The 20,320-nt window shown below is 66.3% G+C and carries 11 protein-coding genes; 3 read left to right on the forward strand and 8 right to left on the reverse strand.

Annotated features, from left to right (window positions below):
- Positions 1-7: 7 nt before the first annotated feature.
- Positions 8-1,672: a cation acetate symporter gene (locus VITFI_RS15750; protein WP_089418207.1), complete on the forward strand. Its 1,665-nt coding sequence runs from the start codon at positions 8-10 to the stop codon at positions 1,670-1,672.
- A gap of 79 nt (positions 1,673-1,751) precedes the next feature.
- Here VITFI_RS15750 and moeA read toward each other — a convergent pair whose 3' ends face one another.
- Positions 1,752-3,023, reverse strand: coding sequence for a molybdopterin molybdotransferase MoeA (gene moeA / locus VITFI_RS15755; protein WP_198301529.1), 1,272 nt, complete (start codon positions 3,021-3,023; stop codon positions 1,752-1,754).
- Positions 3,024-3,203: 180 nt separating this feature from the next.
- Between moeA and VITFI_RS15760 the strand changes: the two genes are divergently transcribed.
- Together VITFI_RS15760 and pbpC are read left to right on the forward strand one after the other, a co-directional pair.
- Entirely contained in the window at positions 3,204-9,119 is a 5,916-nt protein-coding gene (locus VITFI_RS15760) for an alpha-2-macroglobulin family protein (protein WP_089417793.1), read from the forward strand.
- Positions 9,116-11,389, forward strand: a complete 2,274-nt coding sequence (gene pbpC / locus VITFI_RS15765) for a penicillin-binding protein 1C (RefSeq protein WP_089417794.1) — start codon at positions 9,116-9,118, stop codon at positions 11,387-11,389. The genes VITFI_RS15760 and pbpC overlap by 4 nt, the downstream gene beginning before the upstream one ends.
- A 10-nt stretch (positions 11,390-11,399) precedes the next feature.
- Here the strand turns inward: pbpC and VITFI_RS15770 are convergent, their stop codons facing one another.
- From VITFI_RS15770 to gspL, 7 genes are all read right to left on the reverse strand, one after another.
- Positions 11,400-12,398, reverse strand: a complete 999-nt coding sequence (locus tag VITFI_RS15770) for a hypothetical protein (protein ID WP_157725723.1) — start codon at positions 12,396-12,398, stop codon at positions 11,400-11,402.
- 132 nt (positions 12,399-12,530) lie between these two features.
- Positions 12,531-13,745 carry a type II secretion system inner membrane protein GspF gene (gspF, locus tag VITFI_RS15775; protein ID WP_089417796.1) on the reverse strand — a complete coding sequence of 405 codons (1,215 nt, stop codon included), beginning with the start codon at positions 13,743-13,745 and terminating at the stop codon, positions 12,531-12,533.
- A 10-nt stretch (positions 13,746-13,755) separates the two neighbouring features.
- The gene (gene gspE, locus VITFI_RS15780; protein ID WP_089417797.1) at positions 13,756-15,177 is read right to left on the reverse strand and encodes a type II secretion system ATPase GspE; all 1,422 of its coding nucleotides are present in this window, start codon (positions 15,175-15,177) and stop codon (positions 13,756-13,758) included.
- A 13-nt stretch (positions 15,178-15,190) separates the two neighbouring features.
- Positions 15,191-17,464 carry a type II secretion system secretin GspD gene (gspD, locus tag VITFI_RS15785; protein WP_089417798.1) on the reverse strand — a complete coding sequence of 758 codons (2,274 nt, stop codon included), beginning with the start codon at positions 17,462-17,464 and terminating at the stop codon, positions 15,191-15,193.
- A 4-nt stretch (positions 17,465-17,468) separates the two neighbouring features.
- Positions 17,469-18,269, reverse strand: a complete 801-nt coding sequence (gene gspN, locus VITFI_RS15790; RefSeq protein ID WP_157725724.1) for a type II secretion system protein N — start codon at positions 18,267-18,269, stop codon at positions 17,469-17,471.
- A 36-nt stretch (positions 18,270-18,305) separates the two neighbouring features.
- Positions 18,306-18,806, reverse strand: coding sequence for a type II secretion system protein GspM (gene gspM, locus VITFI_RS15795; RefSeq protein ID WP_089417800.1), 501 nt, complete (start codon positions 18,804-18,806; stop codon positions 18,306-18,308).
- The gene (gspL, locus tag VITFI_RS15800; protein ID WP_089417801.1) at positions 18,793-20,286 is read right to left on the reverse strand and encodes a type II secretion system protein GspL; all 1,494 of its coding nucleotides are present in this window, start codon (positions 20,284-20,286) and stop codon (positions 18,793-18,795) included. The genes gspM and gspL overlap by 14 nt, the downstream gene beginning before the upstream one ends.
- Positions 20,287-20,320 lie beyond the last annotated feature (34 nt).

The raw sequence follows: 20,320 nt of genomic DNA on the forward strand, positions 1-20,320 counted from the left end.
CCGTTTCATGCACCGCCTGGGCGCCAGCGCCCTGGGCCTGCTGGCTTCGGCCAGCGCCTTCGCCGGCCCGGCCATGGAAGCGGCTGAAAAGCAGCCGCTCAACATGCACGCCATCGTGATGTTCCTGATCTTCGTCGCACTGACGATGGGCATCACCTACTGGGCCTCCAACCGCACCAAGTCGGCAGCGGACTTCTACACCGCCGGTGGCGGCATCACCGGCTTCCAAAACGGCTTGGCCATCGCGGGGGACTACATGTCCGCCGCCACGCTGCTGGGCCTGACCGCGCTGGTCTACGGCTCGGGTCTGGACGGCTACATCTACGCCATCTGCTTCTTCGTCGGCTGGCCCGTGATTCTGTTCCTGATGGCCGAGCGCCTGCGCAACCTGGGCCGCTTCACCTTCTCGGACATCACCGCCTACCGCCTCGACGAAGGCAAGGTGCGCACGATGGCTTCGATCGGCTCGCTGGTCGTGGTGTGCTTCTACCTGATCGCCCAGATGGTCGGCGCCGGTCAGCTCATCAAGCTGCTGTTCGGTTTGGACTACAACGTCGCCGTGCTGGTGGTGGGCTGCTTGATGCTGGTCTACGTGATCAAGGGCGGCATGCTGGCCACCACGTGGGTGCAGATCATCAAAGCCTGCTTGCTGCTGGCTGGGGGCACCCTGGTGATGCTGTTGGCCATGAGCCAATTTGGCTTCAGCTACACCACGCTGATCGAACAAGCCACCGCCGCGCACAAGAACGGCTGGAACATCATGAACACCGGCAAGCTGGTGGCCGATCCGGTGACGGCCATCTCGCTCGGCCTGGGCCTGATGTTTGGTATCGCGGGCCTGCCGCACATCCTGATGCGCTTCTTCACGGTGACCAACGCCAAGGAAGCCCGCAAGTCGGTGCTGTACGCCTCGGGTTTCATCGCCTACTTCTTCAACGTGATCTTCCTGATGGGTCTGTGCGCCATCGTGATCGTCGGCCAAAACCCGGAGTTCTTTGAAGGCGGCACCGTCGGCGGCGAGCTGATCGGCGGCGGCAACATGGTGGCGATGCACCTGTCCAAGGCCGTGGGCGGCAACCTGCTGCTGGGCTTCTTGGCGGCGGTGGCCTTCGCCACGATCTTGGCGGTGGTGTCGGGTCTGGCGCTGGCCGGTGCCTCGGCGGTGTCGCATGACCTGTACGCCCGTGTGATCAAGAAGGGCAAGGCCGCCGAAGCCGACGAAATGCGCATGTCGCGCATCGCCACCGTGGTGCTGGGCATCGTGGCGGTGGTGCTGGGCATTGCTTTCGAAAAGCAAAACGTGGCCTTCATGGTGGGTCTGGCCTTCGGTGTGGCGGCATCGAGCAACTTCCCGGTGCTGATCATGTCGATGTACTGGAAGGGCTTGACCACCCGTGGCGCCCTGGCCGGTGGTTACATTGGCTTGTTCACCGCTGTGACGTTGGTGGTGATGTCCAAGTCGGTGTGGGTGACGGTGCTGGGCAATGCCGCGCCGCTGTTCCCGTATGACCAACCCGCGCTGTTCTCCATGCCGGTGGCCTTCTTCTGCTGCTGGTTGTTCTCGGTGCTGGAAGGCAACAGCCAACGCGCCCAAGCCGAAAAGGCAGCGTTCGACGATCAGTTCGTGCGCGCCCAAACCGGCCATGGTGCTGCCGCAGCGTCGAACCACTGATGCTTCACCCGTCGGCCAGCGGCTCCGGCTGCTGGCTTTACGCTTCAACCCTCGGTGACCCCGAGGGTTTTTTTTCGCCTCACACCAGCCCGTCGAACAACCAAACGCTGACGTCGTCCCCCGCAGCGACGCTGCCTTGTTCGTGATCGAGCGCCACCAGCGCGTTGGCTTCGCACATGCTGCGCAGCACACCCGAGCTTTGTGAGCCCGTCAGGTGAACGTGCCATCCCCCATCGGGCGCCACGCTGACAATGCCCCGCTGGAACTCACTGCGCCCCGGGCGCTTGCGAATCGGCGCCACGCTGCGCGCCCGCAGGGCTGGCAGAGGCTGGGGTTGCGCTCCGGCCAGCGTCAGCAGGGCCTCGCGCACCAGCACGTAAAACGCCACCAACGCTGCCACCGGATTGCCCGGCAAGGCAAACAACGCCACCGGGCGGGGGAATCCGTCCGGCTGCGCGCCGCGCAAAGTGCCGAACGCAAATGGCCGCCCTGGCCGCATGGCCACCTTCCAAAATTCGACCTGCCCTCTGGCGGCCAGCAGTTCGCGGGTGTGGTCGGCGTCCCCGACACTCACGCCGCCGCTGGTCAACACCACATCGGCTTGGGTGATGGCGGCCTGCAAGGTGGCATCCAAAACCGCCCGGTCGTCGGCCACCAACCCCAGGTCGATCACGTCGAACCCCAACCGCGTCAAGGCCCCCATCAGGGTGTAGCGGTTGCTGTCGTAGATGCATCCGGGCGCCAACGGCTGGCCGGGCGCACGCAATTCGCTGCCCGTAGAGAACACGGCCACGCGCAAGCGCCGTCGCACGTTCACCTCGGCCACCCCCAGCGACGCGATCAGCCCGACATCGGCCGGGCGCAGCACACGCCCCGCCCGGATGGCCGGCTGTCCTTGGGCCAAATCTTCACCGCGACGGCGCCGGTTGTCGCCTGGACGCAACGTGCCAGGGGCCACGGTCACCGTTTCTGCGCTGCATTGGCAGTGCTCGATGGGCACCACCGTGTCCAGCCCCGGTGGCATCACCGCGCCGGTCATGATGCGCACGCACTGGCCCCGTGCCACCGTGCCGGTGTAGGGCTGACCGGCCAGCACCGTCACGCCCAAAGGACGCAGCACCGTGGGCGCCTCGGGATGCAAATCGGCCCCATGGAAGGCATAACCGTCCATGGCCGAGTTGTCATGCGCCGGAACGTCGATCGGCGAAACCACATCCTCGGCCAGCACCCGGCACAGCGCCGACGCCAACCCCACCCGCTCACACGCCTGCAACGGCGACAACGCCGCCGCGATGCGCGCACGCGCCACCGCCACGGGCAGATCGGCCTCTCGGCCCCATTCAACAGACACCGCACACACTGGGTTGTCCCTTCCTTCAACAGAGTCACGCAAGATGGCGCGGGATTGTGCGCCGCCATCCCCAGCTCCAGAGCCTCCCCGGCCACAGCGCGGATTCCCACGGGCCTTGCGCTCCCCCTACACTGCCGCCAGCGCCGTCCACCGGCGAGCAGAAGATGGGGGAAACAGACAATGGGTACTCGCCGCACCACCGCACTGCATGCACTGCAACACCTCGCCGCATGGGGGCTGGCCGCGCTGGCGTCCAGTACGTGGGCGGCCAAGGTCACGGGCGTCACCCCGCAGGGTGAGGTGCCTCATGTGCGCGAAGTGCGCGTCGCCTTCGAAGGGGCCGATCTGCCCGGTGATGATCTGCGCGCCCCCGCCCCATTCACGCTGCGCTGCAACGGCCAAGAGGTGCGCGGCAGTGGCTATTGGAATTTCAAAAAGCAGTGGGTGTTCGACCTAGAGCAACCCTTGGGGGCCGGCAGCCGCTGCGAGCTGCAACCCAGCGGCAAACTCAAACTGGAAGGCAACACCCGTTTCACTTTCAGCACGGGTGGCCCCGCGCTGGCGCAGGTCTGGCCGGGGGAATACCAAGCGATTGAGGAGCAGCAAAACTTCTTGGTGCGCTTGACGGGGCCGGCTTCGGTTGAATCGGTGCGGCGTTTTGCTTGGTGCGAGCAAGAGGGCGTGGGGGATCGCATCGGCCTCCAAGTGGTGACGGGGGCCCCGCGTGAGGCGTTGCTCAAACGCTACCAATTGGCCGCTGTGGCCGATCGCACCTTGATGCTGGCGTGTGACCGGCCTTTCGCGCCGGGCAGCAAAGTGCGGCTGGTGTGGGGGACGGGCATTGCCGCTTCCAGCCAAACCAGTTTGATCAACCGTGCGCAAGATGTGCGCAATTGGACGGTTCGGGAGCGCTTCGAAGCCTCCATGAGCTGCGAACGCGAACGCGCCCAAGCGCCCTGCATGCCCTTGCGCCCGATCCGCCTGAGTTTCAACGCCAACGTGCCCCGCGAACTGGCCCTGGCCGTGCGCTTGGTGCCCGAAGGCGGCGGCGGCGCTTTGGCGCCGAGTTTGCAAGATGACACCGGCAGCAGCGGCCCCAGCAACACGGTCAGCGAGCTGCACTTTCCATCGCCTTTGCCGGTGTCCACCCGCTTCAAACTGGTGTTGCCGGCGGGGCTGAAGGACGAGTCTGGCCGAGCTTTGGCCAACGCCAGCAGCTTCCCGTTGGGGGTGGCCACGGGGGCCATGCCGCCGCTGGCCAAATTCGCCGCCGCACCCTTTGGCATTTTGGAAGCCGGGCCGGACACGGTGCTGCCCATCACCGTGCGCCATGTGCAGGCCGACTTGCGCGGCGGTGGCACCGTGCGCGTCAAGCGCTTGGATGCCAGCGTGCCCGATGAACAGTTGCTCCAGTGGATGGCCCGCCTGCAAAAATTCCACGAAAGCACCCTCAGCCCGAAAGAAGCCGGCGTGCCCGCCTCCATGGGCCGCATCCCACCGGGCGGGAACCAGCCGGAAGTTGCCTCACGCGAAGTCTCGCTGCTGACCCGCGAAACCGACACGCGCAAACTCACCTTGCCCAGCACGGCTGCGCCCGAACCCAGTGGCAGCGCCTCCTCCCCCGCCGAGAAAAACCTCACCGAAGTGATGGGCCTGCCCCTCACGGACAACGGTTACCACCTGGTGGAAGTCGAATCCAAATTGCTTGGGAAATCGCTGCTCGCCAAGGCCGCCCCGATGTACGTACGCACCGGCGTTTTGGTGACGCAAATGGGCGTTCACTTCAAAAAAGGCCGGGAAAACAGCCTGGTGTGGGTGACTTCGCTGGATCGCGCCCGCCCCGTGGCCGGCGCCCAGGTGGCGGTGAACGACTGCCAAGGCCACACCGTCTGGCAAGGGCAAACCGACGAGCGCGGCGTGGCCCACATCCCACGCGGCTTCAATGACGATCACAACGATTGCCTGATGCGCTGGGCTTGGTTCGTCACCGCCCGCAAAACCGATGCCGCCGGACGCACCGACCTGTCCTTCATGTTCAGCGATTGGCACGATGGGGTCGAGCCCTGGCGCTTCGATCTGCCCACCGCCAGTGGCAGCCAGTTGGATGAACGGGTGCATACGGTGCTGGATCGCACCTTGTTCCGTGCGGGTGAAACCGTGTCGATGAAGCATTTTTTCCGCGTGGACACGTCACGCGGCCTGTCGCTGCCCGCCCCGCGTGATTTACCCACCCATGCGGTGATTCACGGCCCCGGCGGCAGTGAGGTCAAACTGCCTTTGCAGTGGAAACATGGCAGCGCTTCGGCCCAATGGGCGATTCCGGCCACCGCCAAACTCGGTTCCTACCAAATCAGCCTGGGCCGCGAGGGGGACTCGCAACAGCAATGGTGGTCCAGCGAATTCCGGGTGGAAGCGTTTCGCTTGCCGGTGCTGGATGCCCGCATGAGCCCCCCCACTGGCGACGTGATCGCCCCCAAAGATTTGGCGTTGGATGTGTCCTTGGCTTGGCGCAATGGTGGGGGCTTGGCCAAAACGCCGGGCCGCGTGTCGGCCCTGCTGCGCACCCGTGAACCCGATTGGGAGTCGTACAGCAGTTACCAATTTTTGCCGGCTCAGAGCACGTCGGATTTTTACGATCCCGACGAAACCTACGCCGCCGAAGACAGCGACCCCACTCAGCAACTCGTGGCCGACCGGCTGGCACTGACCACCGACGGCAAGGGCAGTGCCCGCGTGCAGCTCAAAAACCTGCCAGCAGTGCAACGCCCCATGATGTTGGTGGCCGAACTGGAGTTCAACGACCCGAACGGCGAAGTGCAAACCGTGACGCGCAACATCCCCGTGTGGCCAGCGGCGCGCATGGTGGGCATTCAGGCGCAATCGTGGGCGTCCAGCGGCAGTTCGGCGCGTGTCAAAACCGTGGTCATCAACCCGCGTGGCCAGGCCATCGGCGGGCACCCGGTGGTGGTCAAAGCCCGGCAGGTGCAGTGGATCACCACGCGCAAACGCATGGTCGGTGGTTTTTACGCCTATGACCAGCGCGAGGAAGTCAAGGATTTGGGCACGGTCTGCGAAGGCAAGAGCGACGAACGCGGCCTGTTCGAGTGCGAAGCCCCGCTCAAAGCCAACGGCCAAGTGCAACTGCAAGCCGAAGTGCGCGACGATGCCGGGCGCGTGGCTCAAGCCGGCACCACCGTCTGGGTAAGCACGCCGGGCAACGACACCTGGTTCCCCCAAGACAACGACGACCGCATCGAACTCGTGCCCGAACAGCGCGAATTGCAACCAGGCCAAACCGCACGCCTGCAAGTGCGCATGCCGTTCCGCCAAGCCACAGCGCTGGTGACGGTGGAACGCGAGGGCATCCTGCAAACGGAGGTGGTGTCCCTCTCCGGGGATCGTCCGGTGATCGAGGTGAAGATCCCCGGTGGCCGGGATGCCGTGCAAAGCTGGGCACCCAACGTCTACGTCAGCGCCTTGGTGGTGCGGGGCCGGGTGCGCGAAGTGCCCTGGTATTCCTTCTTCCAATGGGGTTGGCGCACCCCGCTCGAATGGTGGAACGCCTGGCGCCATGAAAACCCGCAGTGGCAACCGCCCACGGCCATGGTCGATCTGGCCAAGCCTTCGTTCAAGCTGGGGGTAACCTCGCTCAAAATCGGGCTGGCCGACCATGCGCTGAAGGTCGATGTCCAGACCGACAAAGCCCAATACGGTGTGCGTCAGGTGGCCAAAGTCACCCTGAACGTGACACGCAACGGCACCCCCGTGGCCGGCGCCCATGTGGCGTTTGCCGCTGTGGACGAAGCCCTGTTGGCCCTGCGCGACAACCCCACCTGGGATTTGCTCGGCGCCATGATGACCACCCGCCCTTGGGGTGTGGAAACTTCAACGGCCCAGGGTGAAATCATCGGTCGGCGCCACCATGGCCGCAAAGCCCTGCCCGCCGGCGGCGGCGGCGGGATGAACCCGACGCGGGAGCTGTTCGACACTTTGTTGCTGTGGCGCCCCGATGTGGTCACCGATGCGCAAGGCCGCGCCACCCTGGAAGTGCCGCTCAACGACTCGCTGACACGCTTCCGCTTCGTGGCCATCGCCGATGCCGCCGGAGCGGCCATCGACGGCGAAACCCTGGCCGACCGCTTCGGCACCGGCCACGCCAACGTGACGGTGTCGCAGGACGTGCAACTGCTGGCCGGCTTGCCGCTGGCCGCCCGCGAGGGGGATCAGTTCGAAGCCGGTTTCACCGTGCGCAACGGCACTCAAAAGCCGATGAGTTTGGACATCGTGCCGCAAGTCACCGTCGAAGGCGTAGGCACGCCGGCCACCCTCAAGCTGGCGGCACGCCAAATCGAGTTGGCGGCGGGTCAATCCCAGGAAGTGGGCTGGCCGGTCGAGGTGCCCGTCGGGGCCCAGCGGCTGCGCTGGACCCTCAGCGCCAAAGACCGCAGCAGCGGCGCCCAGGACAAACTCGCGCTCCAGTTGCCCATTTTCCCGGCGGTGCCGGTGCAGGCTTGGCAGGCCCAGCTCCAGCAAATCGGCCCAGAGGGGGTGAACCTGTCGATGACGCTGCCCAGCGGTGCGTTGCTGCAACCCGGCCAAACGCAGGTGGCCCGAGGCGGCGTTCAAGTGATGTTGCAGCCCTCGTTGGCCGGCGCATTGCCGGGCGTGCAGCGTTTCTTCGAAGCCTATCCGTTCAGTTGCCTGGAGCAGCGCAGCTCACGCGCCGTCGGTTTGGCCGATGGGGCGGCTTGGCGGCAGATCGTGGCCGATCTGCCGGGTTACCTGGATGACGATGGGCTGGCCCACTACTATCCGCCGCCCGAAGGCAGCGCTGCGCGTGGCAGTGACCGGCTCACCGCGTATCTGGTGGCGCTGGCCCATGAGTCCGGCCAAGCACTGCCGCCGCAGGAACTGACGCGCATGCTCGGTGGCCTGACCGCCTTTGTGGAAGGTCGGCTGGAGCGCCGCAGTTACGGGCCCAAGTCCGACCTGGATGTGCGCAAACTGGCGGCACTCGAAGCCCTGTCGCGCCACAACCAAGCCTATGCACGGCAACTGGGGTCGATCCAGATCGTGCCCGCGCAGTGGCCGACCGCCGCGCTGATCGACTGGTGGAACCTGCTGCGCCGGGTCAAGGACATTCCCGAACGCGAACGCCTGATGGCCGAGGCGGGCCAGTTGCTGCGCGCCCGTCTGGTCGCCACCAGCACCAGCTTGCGTTTCACCACCGAGGACTCGGATCTGTGGTGGTGGCTGATGGACAGCCCGGACGCCAACGCCGCTCGCCTGATCCTGGCCGCGATGGAGCAACCCGACTGGCGTGCCGATCTGCCCATGCTGCTGCAAGGCGCACTGGCACGCCAACAGCGCGGGGCCTGGCTGACCACCACGGCCAACGCTTGGGGCACGCTGGCGGTGCGTCAATTCGCCCGACGTTTTGAGCGTCAGCCCGTGGCCGGGCGCACCGAGTTGGCTTGGAGCACGGCCAGCGCAGCGCAGCGTCTGGACTGGCGCGCCAAACCCGAAGGCGGCACGGTGATGCTGCCTTGGCCTTCCGGCGGCACGGGCAGTTTGAACCTGCGCCACAACGGCAACGGCCAGCCTTGGGCGCTGGTGCAATCGATGGCGGCGGTGCCGCTGACCAGTCCGGTGTCCGCCGGCTACACCTTGCGCCGCAGCGTGCAACCTGTGTTGCAGCAGGTGCCGGGCCGTTGGAGCCGGGGGGATGTGCTGCGCATCAAACTGGATGTCGAAGCGCGGGCCGACATGAGCTGGGTGGGTCTGAGCGATCCGCTGCCAGCCGGGGCCACCGTGCTGGGCAACGGTTTGGGGCGCGACAGTGCCCTCCTCGCTGCCAGCGGCGCCGAAGCCGGTGACGGCGCCGGCAACGCGGCACTCACCTACATCGAGCGGGCGCCCGAAGCTTGGCGTGGCGTGCTGGAGTGGCTGCCACGCGGCAAACACCAGTTCAGCTACACGGTGCGGCTGAACAACAGCGGGCGTTTTGCCTTGCCTCCGAGCCGCATTGAAGCCATGTATGCCCCGGCCACCTTCGCCGAAGTGCCCAATGCCGTGCTGGAGGTGGCGCCCAAGTGAGGGGTTCGGGTGTCACCCGGGGCGGCTGGGCGGCTTGGCGGCATGGGCTGGTGGGCCTGGGGTTGGCACTGCTGGCGGGCGGTGTCCACGCGGACGAAGTCCCCAGCTTTGCCGAAGTCAAAGCGGCTTACCGCCCTTCCGATCTGCCCGTGCTGGATCGGCAAGGTCGCCCTTTGGCGACCTTGCGCGTCGATGAACGCGCCCGGCGCCTGGGCTGGGTGGCGCTGGAAGACATGTCCCCAGCGCTGTTGAGCGCACTGGTTCACAGCGAAGATCGGCGTTTCTGGGAACACAGCGGGGTCGATTGGAGTGCTCTGGCGCGCAGCGCTTGGCGCAACCTGTTCAACCAACGCACGCAGGGGGGCTCAACGCTCACCATGCAGTTGGCGGGCCTGCTCGATCAGGAACTGGCGCGGCCACGGGGTGGGCGCAGCGTCGGCCAGAAACTCGGCCAGATGGGCACCGCGCAGGTGATCGACGCCCGTTGGCGCAAAGCGGATGTGCTGGAGGCTTACCTCAACCTCGTGCCTTTGCGCGGTGAGCTGGTGGGCGTGAATGCGGCGACACAAACCCTGTTCGGCAAACACGTCAGCGGTTTGGACGCTCAAGAAGCCGCCGTGCTCGCCGCCTTGGTGCGTGCGCCCAACGCTTCGGCGGAGCGTGTGGCCACACGGGCCTGTGAGCTGCTGGGCAGTTTGGCGGGGGCCACGGTGGCCACCCAGCGCGGCACCAGCGCCAGCAGCCCCGTGAAGCCGCCGCTTGATCTGGGGGAGCAGCGTTGCCGAGGGTTGCCCACGTTGACGGCCAACGCCTTGGCCCGCAAAGGCGTGCCCGCGCTGGGTGAACAACTGGCCCCCCATGCCGCCCGACTGGCATGGCGCCAAGCGCAAGCCACGCCCACCACGACCCCACCCGCTGCGCTGCGCACCACGCTGGATGCGGATGTGCAACGCTTGGCCTTGTCCGCGCTGCGCGAGCAACTCACGGCGCTGCGCCAACGCGAGGTCGATGATGGGGCCGTGGTGGTTTTGGACAACACCAGCGGCGCGGTGCTGGCCTGGGTGGGTTCGATCGGCCAAGGTGCCGGCGCGCCCGCTGTGGATGCGGTGCAAGCCCGCCGCCAACCGGGCTCGACCCTCAAGCCGTTTGTGTATGGATTGGCGTTCGAGCGCCACTTGCTCACCCCCGCCAGTCTGCTGCACGACGAGCCCACTCAACTGGGCACCGGAGGCGCAGGCTTGTACCTGCCGCAAAACTACAACAAACGTTACCAAGGTTGGGTGAGTGCGCGGGTCGCGTTGGCGTCCAGCCTCAACATCCCGGCGGTGCGTGTGGGGGCGATGCTGGGGCCCGAAGCGATGTTCGAACGCTTCAACCGGCTGGGGTTGGCGCTGTCGCACACGGCGGGTTTCCATGGGCACGCACTGGCGCTGGGCACCGCAGAAGTCACGCTGGCCGACCTCACCAATGCCTATCGAACCTTGGCCAACCACGGACGCTGGGCGCCTTGGCAGTTGCTGGCCCCACCCGCTGCACGCCGGGCGCCTGCGCCGTACACCGTCATGCCTGCGGCGGTGGCCTGGTTGGTGGCCGACATCCTCGCCGATAACACCGCCCGCGCCCTGACCTTTGGCTTCGACAGCCCCTTGGTGACACGCGGCTGGGCCGCCGTCAAAACCGGCACCAGCAAAGACATGCGTGACAACTGGTGCATCGGTTTCACCGACCGCTACACGGTGGGCGTCTGGGTGGGCAACGCCAACGGCGCACCGATGCGCCACGTCAGCGGGGTGACGGGGGCCGCGCCGGTGTGGCGCACCTTGGTGCAAGCGCTGCATGCCAGAACGCCGTCCCGGGCGCCCCGTTCACCGGCAGGGGTGGTGACTTGGCCTTTGCCTGTGGCCGGGGGTGAGGTGCAACCCACCGCCCTGTTGGCGGGAACAGAACCTCGGCATCATTTGCCCAACGCCCAGGTCAAAGCGTCGGCTCACCGCGAAGCGTTTGGCATTCGAAGCCCGGTCGATGGCAGCGTGTTCGCGCTCGACCCGGACATCCCCCCTCGGGTGCAGCGCATTTTGTTGGAAGGCGCCGCCGGCGAATGGTGGCTGGATGGGAAACGCCTGGGCCGCAGCACCCCGGCAGGCTGGCCGTGGGCGCCTTGGCCGGGCCATCATGTGCTGGAACTCCGAGACGAATCGGGCCAGCGTGTGCTGGCCCAAGTGCGGTTTGAAGTGCGCGGCGCGGTGGTGCGCGCCACTGCCCGGCGCTGAATCCGGTCGATCAGTTGACCTTCTTCACCAAAATCTGGATGTTCTCGTCACCCTTCCACCACGGCAAGGCCGGGTTGGTGATCTTGAGGTAGCCCCCGGCGGGCATGTTCTCGCACTGGTACACCCCGCCCATGGCGTTGTTGCTGCCCGTGCAATCGGCCTTGCTCCACGCCACATGCAGCCCGTTGGTCACGCCCGTGATCTTGGCCCAGTAAGTGCCCTTGCCAAACTTGTAGGTGCGGCTGGTGGTTTCGGTGAGCGTCTGCGCCTCGTTCACCACCACGGTGCCCTTGGGCAGGGTGGCCGACGCCACTTTCTTGATCACCACGTTCACATCTTCCGTGCCCTTCCATTCGGCGCTCGGATTGGTGACCGTGACTTTGCCACCCGCCACCACTTGGCAGGCACCAACGTAGTTCTTGCTCTCCGAGTAGGACGCGCAGCTCGTGCCCTCCCAGGTCACAGAAACCCCCCGGGCGTTGCTGCCCACTTCCGCCCGATAGGCCCCAGCGTTGAGGGTGTAACTGCGCGAAGCGCCTTCCTGCAAGGCGTGGTTGTCGTCAACCACCACAAAGCCGGGTGCCACGTCGGTCACATCCGACTTCAAGCGAGTCAGGATGATGCGTACGTGCTCGTCCCCTTTCCATTCCGCCGAGGGGTTGCTCACGTTGAACGTCGGTCGCGCATTGGTGGCCACGCACAGGTTACGGTAGTGTTTGGTCTCTGAGGCTCCCGGGCACTTCACCCCCGACCACGACACTTTGACCCCCGAGCCCGTGCTGATCACCTCCGCCAAGTACACCCCGGCGCGCAAGGTGTAGCCCTCGGTGGCTTCGCCTTCGTACAACACTTTGGTGTCGTCGTAGACCACCGTGCCGCCGCTGCCGTCCGTCGTGGCTTCGGCCAGCTCCGGGGTTTGCGCCAACGCCCACGGCGCTGCGCCCATCAGCAGTGCGGAACCGGCGCTGAGCGCCCAAAGTCGAATCGGGGAAACTTGTGTCGTCGTCATGGTGGCCACCTGTAAGCAGGAAGAGCGGGATGAGGCCAGTCTAACCAGCCCCTGAGCTGCGATATTGACGCCACTCGCCCCCAGGCGTTACAACTGCAACGACACGTAAATACCCCCCTATATATAGGGGGGTCACTTCACCCAAGTGTTGAGTTGGATGATCGGCAGCAGCACCGACAGCACGATCAGCATCACCGCCACCCCCATCGCCACGATGAGCAAGGGCTCCAGCAGCGTGGCCAACGCCATGGCGCGGCGCTGAACCTCACCGCCAAGCTGTTTGGCGGCACGCTCCAGCATCACGGGCAACTGGCCGGTTTGCTCACCCAGGCGGGAAAACATGGCCAGCAACCCCGGAAAACGCGGTTTGCTCGCCAACGCCGACGCCAGAGGCACCCCTTCGCGCACTTGCACCAACGCTTCCATCGCATCGGCACGCATGGCGCGATTGCCCAAGGTCTCGGCGGCGGCTTGCAGGGCTTTGAGGATGGGCACGCCAGAGCCGGCCAGCATCGCCAAGGTCCCTGCGAACCGGGCTGAGTTGTAGCCCCGCGCCAGCCGCCCGAACAGCGGCAAGCGCAACATGGCCGCATCCACCCGGCGCCGAAACCCCTCAGACTTGAGGGCGTGGCCGAACGCGCCTAAACCCATCAACGTCAACCCGAGGGCATAAAAGCCCCAGGCCCGCACGAAATCGCTGATGGCCAACATCGCCACCGTCAGGGCGGGCAGGGTGCGTTTGCCGGTGGCGAACACCGAAGCGACCTGCGGCACCACGTAGGTGACCAAGAACACCACAATCACCAAAGCAATCACCGACACGATGGCGGGATACAGCATCGCCCCCAGCACCTTGGCTTTGAGCGCCTGCTGTTCCTCCAAATCGTCGGCCAAGCGTTCCAGCACCGCCCCGAGGGCGCCACTGGCCTCCCCTGCGGCCACCACGGCGCGGTATACCTCGTCGAATTCACGCGGCGCAGAGGCCATGGCCCGCGCAAACGGATGACCCGCGTTGACTTCGCTGCGCAGGTGCGACACCAGCTCGCGCTGGCGCGGGTCTTCCGCTTCATCGGCCAGCGCGCTCAAGGCCCGCTCCAGCGGCAAACCGGAACCGACCAAACCGGCCAATTGCCGCGTCCACACCGTCAGCGCGGCCGCGCCAAACACCCGGCTCGACCACTGCCAGCCCCCCGCCCGCTCGCCCTGCGGCTGCACCTGGGTGACCGTCAGCGGCACCAACCCCTGGGCCCGCAACCCGCTGCGGGCGGCCTTGGCGTTGTCGGCCTCCATGAGCCCGGTGCGGGTTTTGCCACCCGCATCGAGTGCTTCGTACTTGTAGGCCGGCATGGGCTGAACCTCACTCGCGCGTCACGCGCAGCACTTCTTCCATGGACGTGATGCCCAATCCGACCAAGCGCTCGCCATCTTCGCGCATGGTTTTGAAACCCGCCCGCTCCGCCGCCGCCGTGATCTCGCTTTCAGCCGCCTGGCCGTGGATGAGCCCCTGCACGGTGGCGTCCACCGTCATTAACTCGTACACCCCCGTGCGGCCTTTGTAGCCACTCATGGTGCATTCTGGGCAACCCACGGCGTGCCAGCGGCCCTGCGCATCCTGGCGCTTGCAGTGCGGACACAGCTTGCGCACCAAACGCTGCGCCAACACCCCCAACAGGCTGGAACTCAGCAAGAAGGGCTCGACGCCCATGTCGATCAAGCGCGTCACGGCGCTGGGCGCGTCGTTGGTGTGCAGGGTGGCCAGCACCAAGTGGCCGGTGAGCGACGCTTGGATGGCGATCTGCGCGGTCTCGAAATCGCGGATTTCGCCGATCATGATCACGTCCGGGTCTTGGCGCAGGATGGCGCGCAGGGCCTTGGCGAACGTCAGCTCGATTTTGGCGTTGACCTGGGTTTGGCCGATGCCCGGCAGTTCATACTCCACCGGGTCTTCGACGGTCAGGATGTTGGTGGTCGAGGTGTCCAAGCGCCCCAGGCTGGCGTACAGCGTGGTGGTTTTGCCCGAGCCCGTCGGGCCGGTGACGAGCACGATGCCGTGGGGCTGGTGAACCAACCGATCGAACTCGGCCAGCACGACGCCGTCCATGCCCAAACCTTCCAGCGAGAACTTGGCTTCGCTCTTGTCCAGCAAGCGCAGCACCGCCCGTTCACCATGCACACCCGGCAGGGTGGACACCCGCACATCAATCGCCCGGCCCCCGATGCGCAGAGAGATACGGCCATCTTGCGGCAGGCGCTTTTCGGCGATGTCCAGCTCGGCCATGATTTTCAAGCGCGAAATCAGCGCCGCGTGCAGCGCCTTGTTCGGCTGCACGACCTCGCGCAGCGTGCCATCCACGCGAAAACGCACACTCGACGAACGCTCGTAGGGCTCGATGTGAATGTCGCTGGCCCCATCCTTCGCCGCCTGGGTGAGCAAGGCGTTGAGCATGCGGATGATGGGCGCATCGTTGGAGGCTTCCAGCAGGTCTTCCACCGCCGGCAGCTCCTGCATCAGACGGGACAAATCGACCGCGTTCTCCACCTCGCCCACCACCGCCGCCGCACTGCCTTCTCCGCCTGCGTAGGCTTCGGCCAAACGCTGGGCCAGCGGGACGGTTTCGCTCCACTGCACATCATCCACCGCGAACAAGCGGGTGACTTCACTGAGGGCACTGTGGGGCGTGTCCGGCGTGTGGTGCAGCACCAGCGACTCGCCGTTGTCCTCCAACAGCAGGGTGTGCGCTTTGGCAAAGGCGTAGGGCAGAGGGTAACGAATCGCCATGGGGGGTGTCCACTCACTGCGCCGCTGGCGCGGGGATCGCGGGTGCGGGTGCGGGTGCCGGTGCGGATGCCGGTGCCGTCGGGGCTGCGGGTGCGGTGGCGGGGGCCAAGCTCGGCAACGGCGTCACGCCATCGACCGGCAACAGCCACTCGCGGCCCTGGGGCTGCACGGTGGATTGCATGGCACGGATGGCGTCATAGCGGTTGAGGGTGATGCGATCGGACGTCAATTGGTCGCGGATCACGGTGGGGCGCAGGAACACCATCAGATTGCTCTTGGTGTGGCTGCGCGTCGTGCTGCGGAACAGGTGGCCGATGAGGGGAATGTCCGCCAGCAAAGGCACGCTGCTGTTGTTGTCGGTGTACTCGTCTTTCATCAAACCGCCGAGCACCAAAGTGGAGCCATCGTCCACCAGCACGGTGGTTTCGATCGAGCTTTTGTCGGTGATCAGCCCGGAGGTCGTGCTTTGCGACACCGAGGAGTTCTCTTGGTAGATCGTCATGCGCACCGTGCCGCCTTCGCCCACTTGGCTCTTGATGCGCAGGGTCAAACCCACGTCCTTGCGCTCGATGGTCTGGAACGGATTGGTCGCCCCGGAGCCCGTGCCCGTGCTGGTGTAAGAACCCGTGATGAACGGCACGTTCTGGCCCACGACGATTTTGGCTTCCTCGTTGTCCAGCGCCACGATTTCCGGGGTGGACAGCACGTTGCCACCGGCGTTCGTTTCCAAGAAACGGGCCAGCGCGCCCAGCGTCCAAGTGCCCAGCACTTTTTGCAGCACCCCGATGTTCAGCCCGGCCCCCGGCAAGGTCAGCCCTGACGAGCTGGTGGTCGAGGATGAACCGCCGGCGGCAGCGGCGGTCAGGTTCAACAAGTTGTTGCCCCCCGAGCCAAAGTTGGTGCCGGTGTAGACCCCGGTGGAACTGCTGGAATTGCCCAGCAGCGTCTGCCACTGCACGCCAAACTCGGCGGACTTGCTGGCATCCACCTTGACGATGATCGATTCGACGCGCACCTGGGCCCGGCGGGTGTCAAGCTGCTCGATGACTTGGCGGATTTGCCGGTACACCGGTTCTGGCGCCGAAATGATGAGTGAGTTGGTGGACGGATCGGCCTGGATCTGCCCGCCCGTCGAAGGCCCCGCCGACGCCGACACGGGCGTGGTCGCCACCGTGTTCATGCCGCCAGCCGCACCGTTGGGATCCATGCCCCGGCTCGGTGCCACGCTCGCCTGGGCCCGGTTGGAGGTGCCGCTGGTGCCACTCAGCGCCCCGCCGCTGCCGCTGGCGCCGCTCACGGCGGAGGCACCGCTGGCCAGGGCGGCGCGCAGCACTTCGGCCAGCCTGACCGCATCAGAGTTCTTCAGATACACCACCCAGATGTTGCCCGCTGGCCCGCCACCGGGGGCAACGCGATCCAGTTTGTCGATCAGCATCTTGGCTTCGTTCAGGCGCACCGGATTGGCCGAACGCACGATGAGCGAGTTGTTGCGCGGATCGGCCAGCACCGTGGTGGCGGTGCTCTGGTTGGCAGCACCGCCCGGGGTGCCTGGGGTGCTGCTGATGCTCAACAGCTTTTGCACCAAGGGCGCCAAGTCGGTGGCCATGGCGTGTTGCACGGGCACCACCTCAATTTCGGAGGCGGTGGGTTGATCCAGCGCCGCGATGATTTTGGCCAAGCGCTGGACGTTGTCCGCGTAGTCGGTGATGACCAGGGTGCCACTGGTGGGGCTGGCGTTGATGGTGTTGTTCGGACTGATCAACGGGCGCAGCACCTGCAATAAATTGTTCGGGTTCTCGTGGTTGAGCCGGAAAATTTGGGTCACCACTTGATCGCCACGCGCTTGGGGGGCCCCAACTTGCACCACACCGGTGTGCAGTTTGGCTTCGTTTTCGGGCACCACTTTGAGCAAGGCGCCGGTGTCCACCACGGTGAAGGTCAACCCACGCAGCGTGGCGGTGAACACACGCCATGCCTCGGGCAGTTTGTATTCGACTTCGTCTGGCACACCGCCGCCATCCCCTCGGGCGGGGGTCAGGTTCAGGGTGCCTTTGATGCGCGGATCCACCAAGATCGAGCGGTTCATCGCCGCTGCGAGGATTTGCGCCACCTGGTCAATTTCGGTGGACGCCTTCAGCCGGATCGTGGCTTGGCGGTAGGCTGGGGGAACGACGATCGTCTCACCCGTCTGGGGCGGCTGCGCTGGCGCTTGGGCCTGCGCGAGGCCGGGCCATGCGTGCAGGCTCAGGCCCAACAGGCCCAGGAGAACAAAGCGGTGATGCGACATCCGGTCATCCAATGGAAAGAATCGAGCGCACTCCCTGGCGCGGCCCGATGAGATTGAGCAGGTTCTTCAGCGCGTCGGCCTGCGCGGGTTCTGCCTGGGCGTTGGCACGCAGTTTCAAGCCACGCGGCCCGATGCGCCCTTGGCCATCCAGCAGCAGCGGGCCGTTCAGCGTGTCCAAACGCAGTTGCACAGGTTCGCGGCCCTGGGCCTGCAACTGCACCCGATAAGAGCCCAACTGCGGCACGCTGGCCAGCGGGGTGCGGGCACCTTGGAGGGTCAGGGTCAGATCCCCCCGCAGCAGCAGCCCTTGCTGACTCAACAGCGCACCGGCACCGGTGCTGCGCACCTCCAGCAAGCCCCCGAGCTTGAACGTGTTCCACGGTGCGCCCAGCCCCTGGAGCCAGTCCACCGGCCATTGGAGCGGCTGCGTGATCGGATCCAAGGCCAACGCGACCCCGGTTCCCTCAGGACGCAATCGCAACGTCAACGCCTGGGCGGTGCAACAGGCTTGGGTGAAACGCACACGCACCTCACCCCAGCCCCATTCGATCTGCCAGTGCAAACGCGACGGTAACAACGTGGTCTGACCGCTACCCGCACCGCCCGACAGCACCAGCAACCCACTGCCACGCCACCATGGCCCCTCGACTTCGGTGAGCTGCACGCGACCCCGCGTCCACGTTGACAGAGAGTCCACCAGCCACGCGGCAGGCCATGTGGCTCCCGCCACCCCCAGCACGCCCAGGCCCATCGCCCACAACACGCCCCGAGGCAGCCCCATCGCACGCTCTCGGGGGCTTTTCACCCTGCGCCTTGCTTGCATGTCACGCTCCATCCGGTTTCACGGCGCCGCCAGCAGTTGCACCACCAGGCGCCCCGACCAGCCTCGTTCCCCATGGCGCACGTCCATCTCCAGCGGACGCACGCGGGCGCCTTGTCGAGCCTGACGCAGCCAAACTTGCAGGGCATCGGGGCTGACCTCGTTCAGCGTCAACTCGGCGCGCTCGCCCTTGAGCTGTAACTGCCCCGCCGAACCCAAAGCCTGGGTGGCCGCCTGCAAGGCTTGCCGGGCTTGCTCAGGCGTGGGCACCGCTTGCAAGGCTTGCAAACTCTTGGCTTGGGTGGCTTGCGCCCGCATCTTCAGCCACTGGGCTTCCAACTGCTGCCGTTGGGCGGGCACGGTTTTCCAAGTGCGCCAGACCGGCTGAATCACCGCCAGCCACACCACCACCCCCGCCAGCACCGCTGCCCCCCCCCCCAAGATGACGCGCTCACGGGCGGTGAGTTGAGCCCAACGGGTGCGGGCTCGATCCCGCCACGCCAGCAGATCAGCCTTCTTCATCGGTGTTCTCCTCGGGAGCGTCTTCGGGCATGTCTTCGGGAGGTGCCACCGGGGGGGCCATGCCCCCAGGGCGCACCGACGGGCCAGGCCCCCCGCCGACACCGGGCGGCATCCGCCCCCACGCCGCCGAAGCCGCTCGCCCTGGCGGCGGCATCATGGCCCGAGGCGGTGCCGTGCCCCCCCGTGAACCCGAGGCCCCCTCGACCGCAGGCGCCGACGCTTCCGAACTGCGGCGATCCGGCTCGCCTCGCAAGGGCTGTATCACCCATCCGCCCGCCTGCGCTTGGGCATCCAAGCCCAAGGGCCACAACGACGGTCGCACTTGCTGCACTCGCTGGGGTGTCCAGCCTGGCGCCACGATGCGCAACTGCCCCAGCTCAAAATGCAGCGACTGGGCCGGCGGCAGGCCCTCCGGCCACACATGGTGCGCCGCTGCCAGCAGGGTTTCCAAATCCGTCTCGCCCGGCTGCCCGGCTTGGACGCGCAACGTCTCCAAGGCGCGGGTCATCTGCGCGGGTGCATCCACAATGGCCCGCACCTGCGGGAACGTGGCTTGTAGCAGGCTGTTCATGGCCTGTTTGCGTTCAGCCAACGCTCGCTGCTGTTGCCACGCCCAAGCCCCCGCTCCCATCACGTTGGCCAGCAGCAGCGCCAGCACGCCCCACCGGACGGGACGCAGCGCGGGGTCTTGGAACGCACGCTGCCAGCTCGCCCGCAACCACCGGTCGGTGCGGTGACGCGTGACCAGATCGAATTGGCGCAAGTTCCAATCCGACGCCAGCGCGCCCAACAACCGCTGTGCGTCCGACACCGCTTCCACCGGCCCGCCAGCCGCTTGTGTGGCCACCGCCACGGCCTCCGGGCAGGCGCTCCAGCGCACGTTCGTCCCAGCCGCTGCCAGCAAACGCTGGGCACTGACGCTGGACAGTGGCCACTCCACCACCCCGCGAGCATCGGCCCAACGCAGCCAAGCCTGATGGGCCCGCAACGTCACATGGGCCCAGGCGGGCGCCTCTGCGGCGCACACGCTCGCCGCAGGCACCACGCGCTCGACCTGCCCGGCCCGGCGCTCCAGCAACGCCAAACACGCTCGCAACCACGCCGCATCGGTCACGGCCACCCATACCGGGGCGCCAGCTTGCCACTGCGGCGCCAGCGCAAAGTGCAAATCGGCCTCATCCTCCAGCAGACGTTCCTCCAGAGAACCCGCCAACACAGCGCGTAACTTGGCCGCTGGCGCACGCGGCAACGCTTCCAAGCGGTGCCACGCGATGTCGGCGCTGTCCAGCACCGCCACCCATGCCGGGGCATCGGGAAGTTCTTCCAGCCGGGCCGTACCGTGACGCAGCAAATGCCGCCGCTCGTCGCACAGCACGAACGCCAACGGGGCCTGCTCCAGGAACTCTGGCGGTGCTGCACCCGCACGTCCCCCAGGACGGGGGCGGGGGGGCAACTGGACAATCAGGGTGGAGGCGGGCATTCAATCAACCAATGTGCAGTCAACCTGCAAGAGA

The sequence above is a fragment of the Vitreoscilla filiformis genome (assembly GCF_002222655.1).
Lineage (GTDB): Bacteria > Pseudomonadota > Gammaproteobacteria > Burkholderiales > Burkholderiaceae_C > Ideonella > Ideonella filiformis.

What these genes read in the sequence shown, in the direction of transcription:
- gspL (WP_089417801.1), bottom strand. Translation starts at nt 20,286, where the DNA reads ATGCCCGCCTCCACCCTGATTGTCCAGTTGCCCCCCCGCCCCCGTCCT.
- VITFI_RS15750 (WP_089418207.1), top strand. Translation starts at nt 8, where the DNA reads ATGCACCGCCTGGGCGCCAGCGCCCTGGGCCTGCTGGCTTCGGCCAGC.
- VITFI_RS15760 (WP_089417793.1), top strand. Translation starts at nt 3,204, where the DNA reads ATGGGTACTCGCCGCACCACCGCACTGCATGCACTGCAACACCTCGCC.
- gspD (WP_089417798.1), bottom strand. Translation starts at nt 17,464, where the DNA reads ATGTCGCATCACCGCTTTGTTCTCCTGGGCCTGTTGGGCCTGAGCCTG.
- gspE (WP_089417797.1), bottom strand. Translation starts at nt 15,177, where the DNA reads ATGGCGATTCGTTACCCTCTGCCCTACGCCTTTGCCAAAGCGCACACC.
- gspM (WP_089417800.1), bottom strand. Translation starts at nt 18,806, where the DNA reads ATGAAGAAGGCTGATCTGCTGGCGTGGCGGGATCGAGCCCGCACCCGT.
- gspF (WP_089417796.1), bottom strand. Translation starts at nt 13,745, where the DNA reads ATGCCGGCCTACAAGTACGAAGCACTCGATGCGGGTGGCAAAACCCGC.
- VITFI_RS15770 (WP_157725723.1), bottom strand. Translation starts at nt 12,398, where the DNA reads ATGACGACGACACAAGTTTCCCCGATTCGACTTTGGGCGCTCAGCGCC.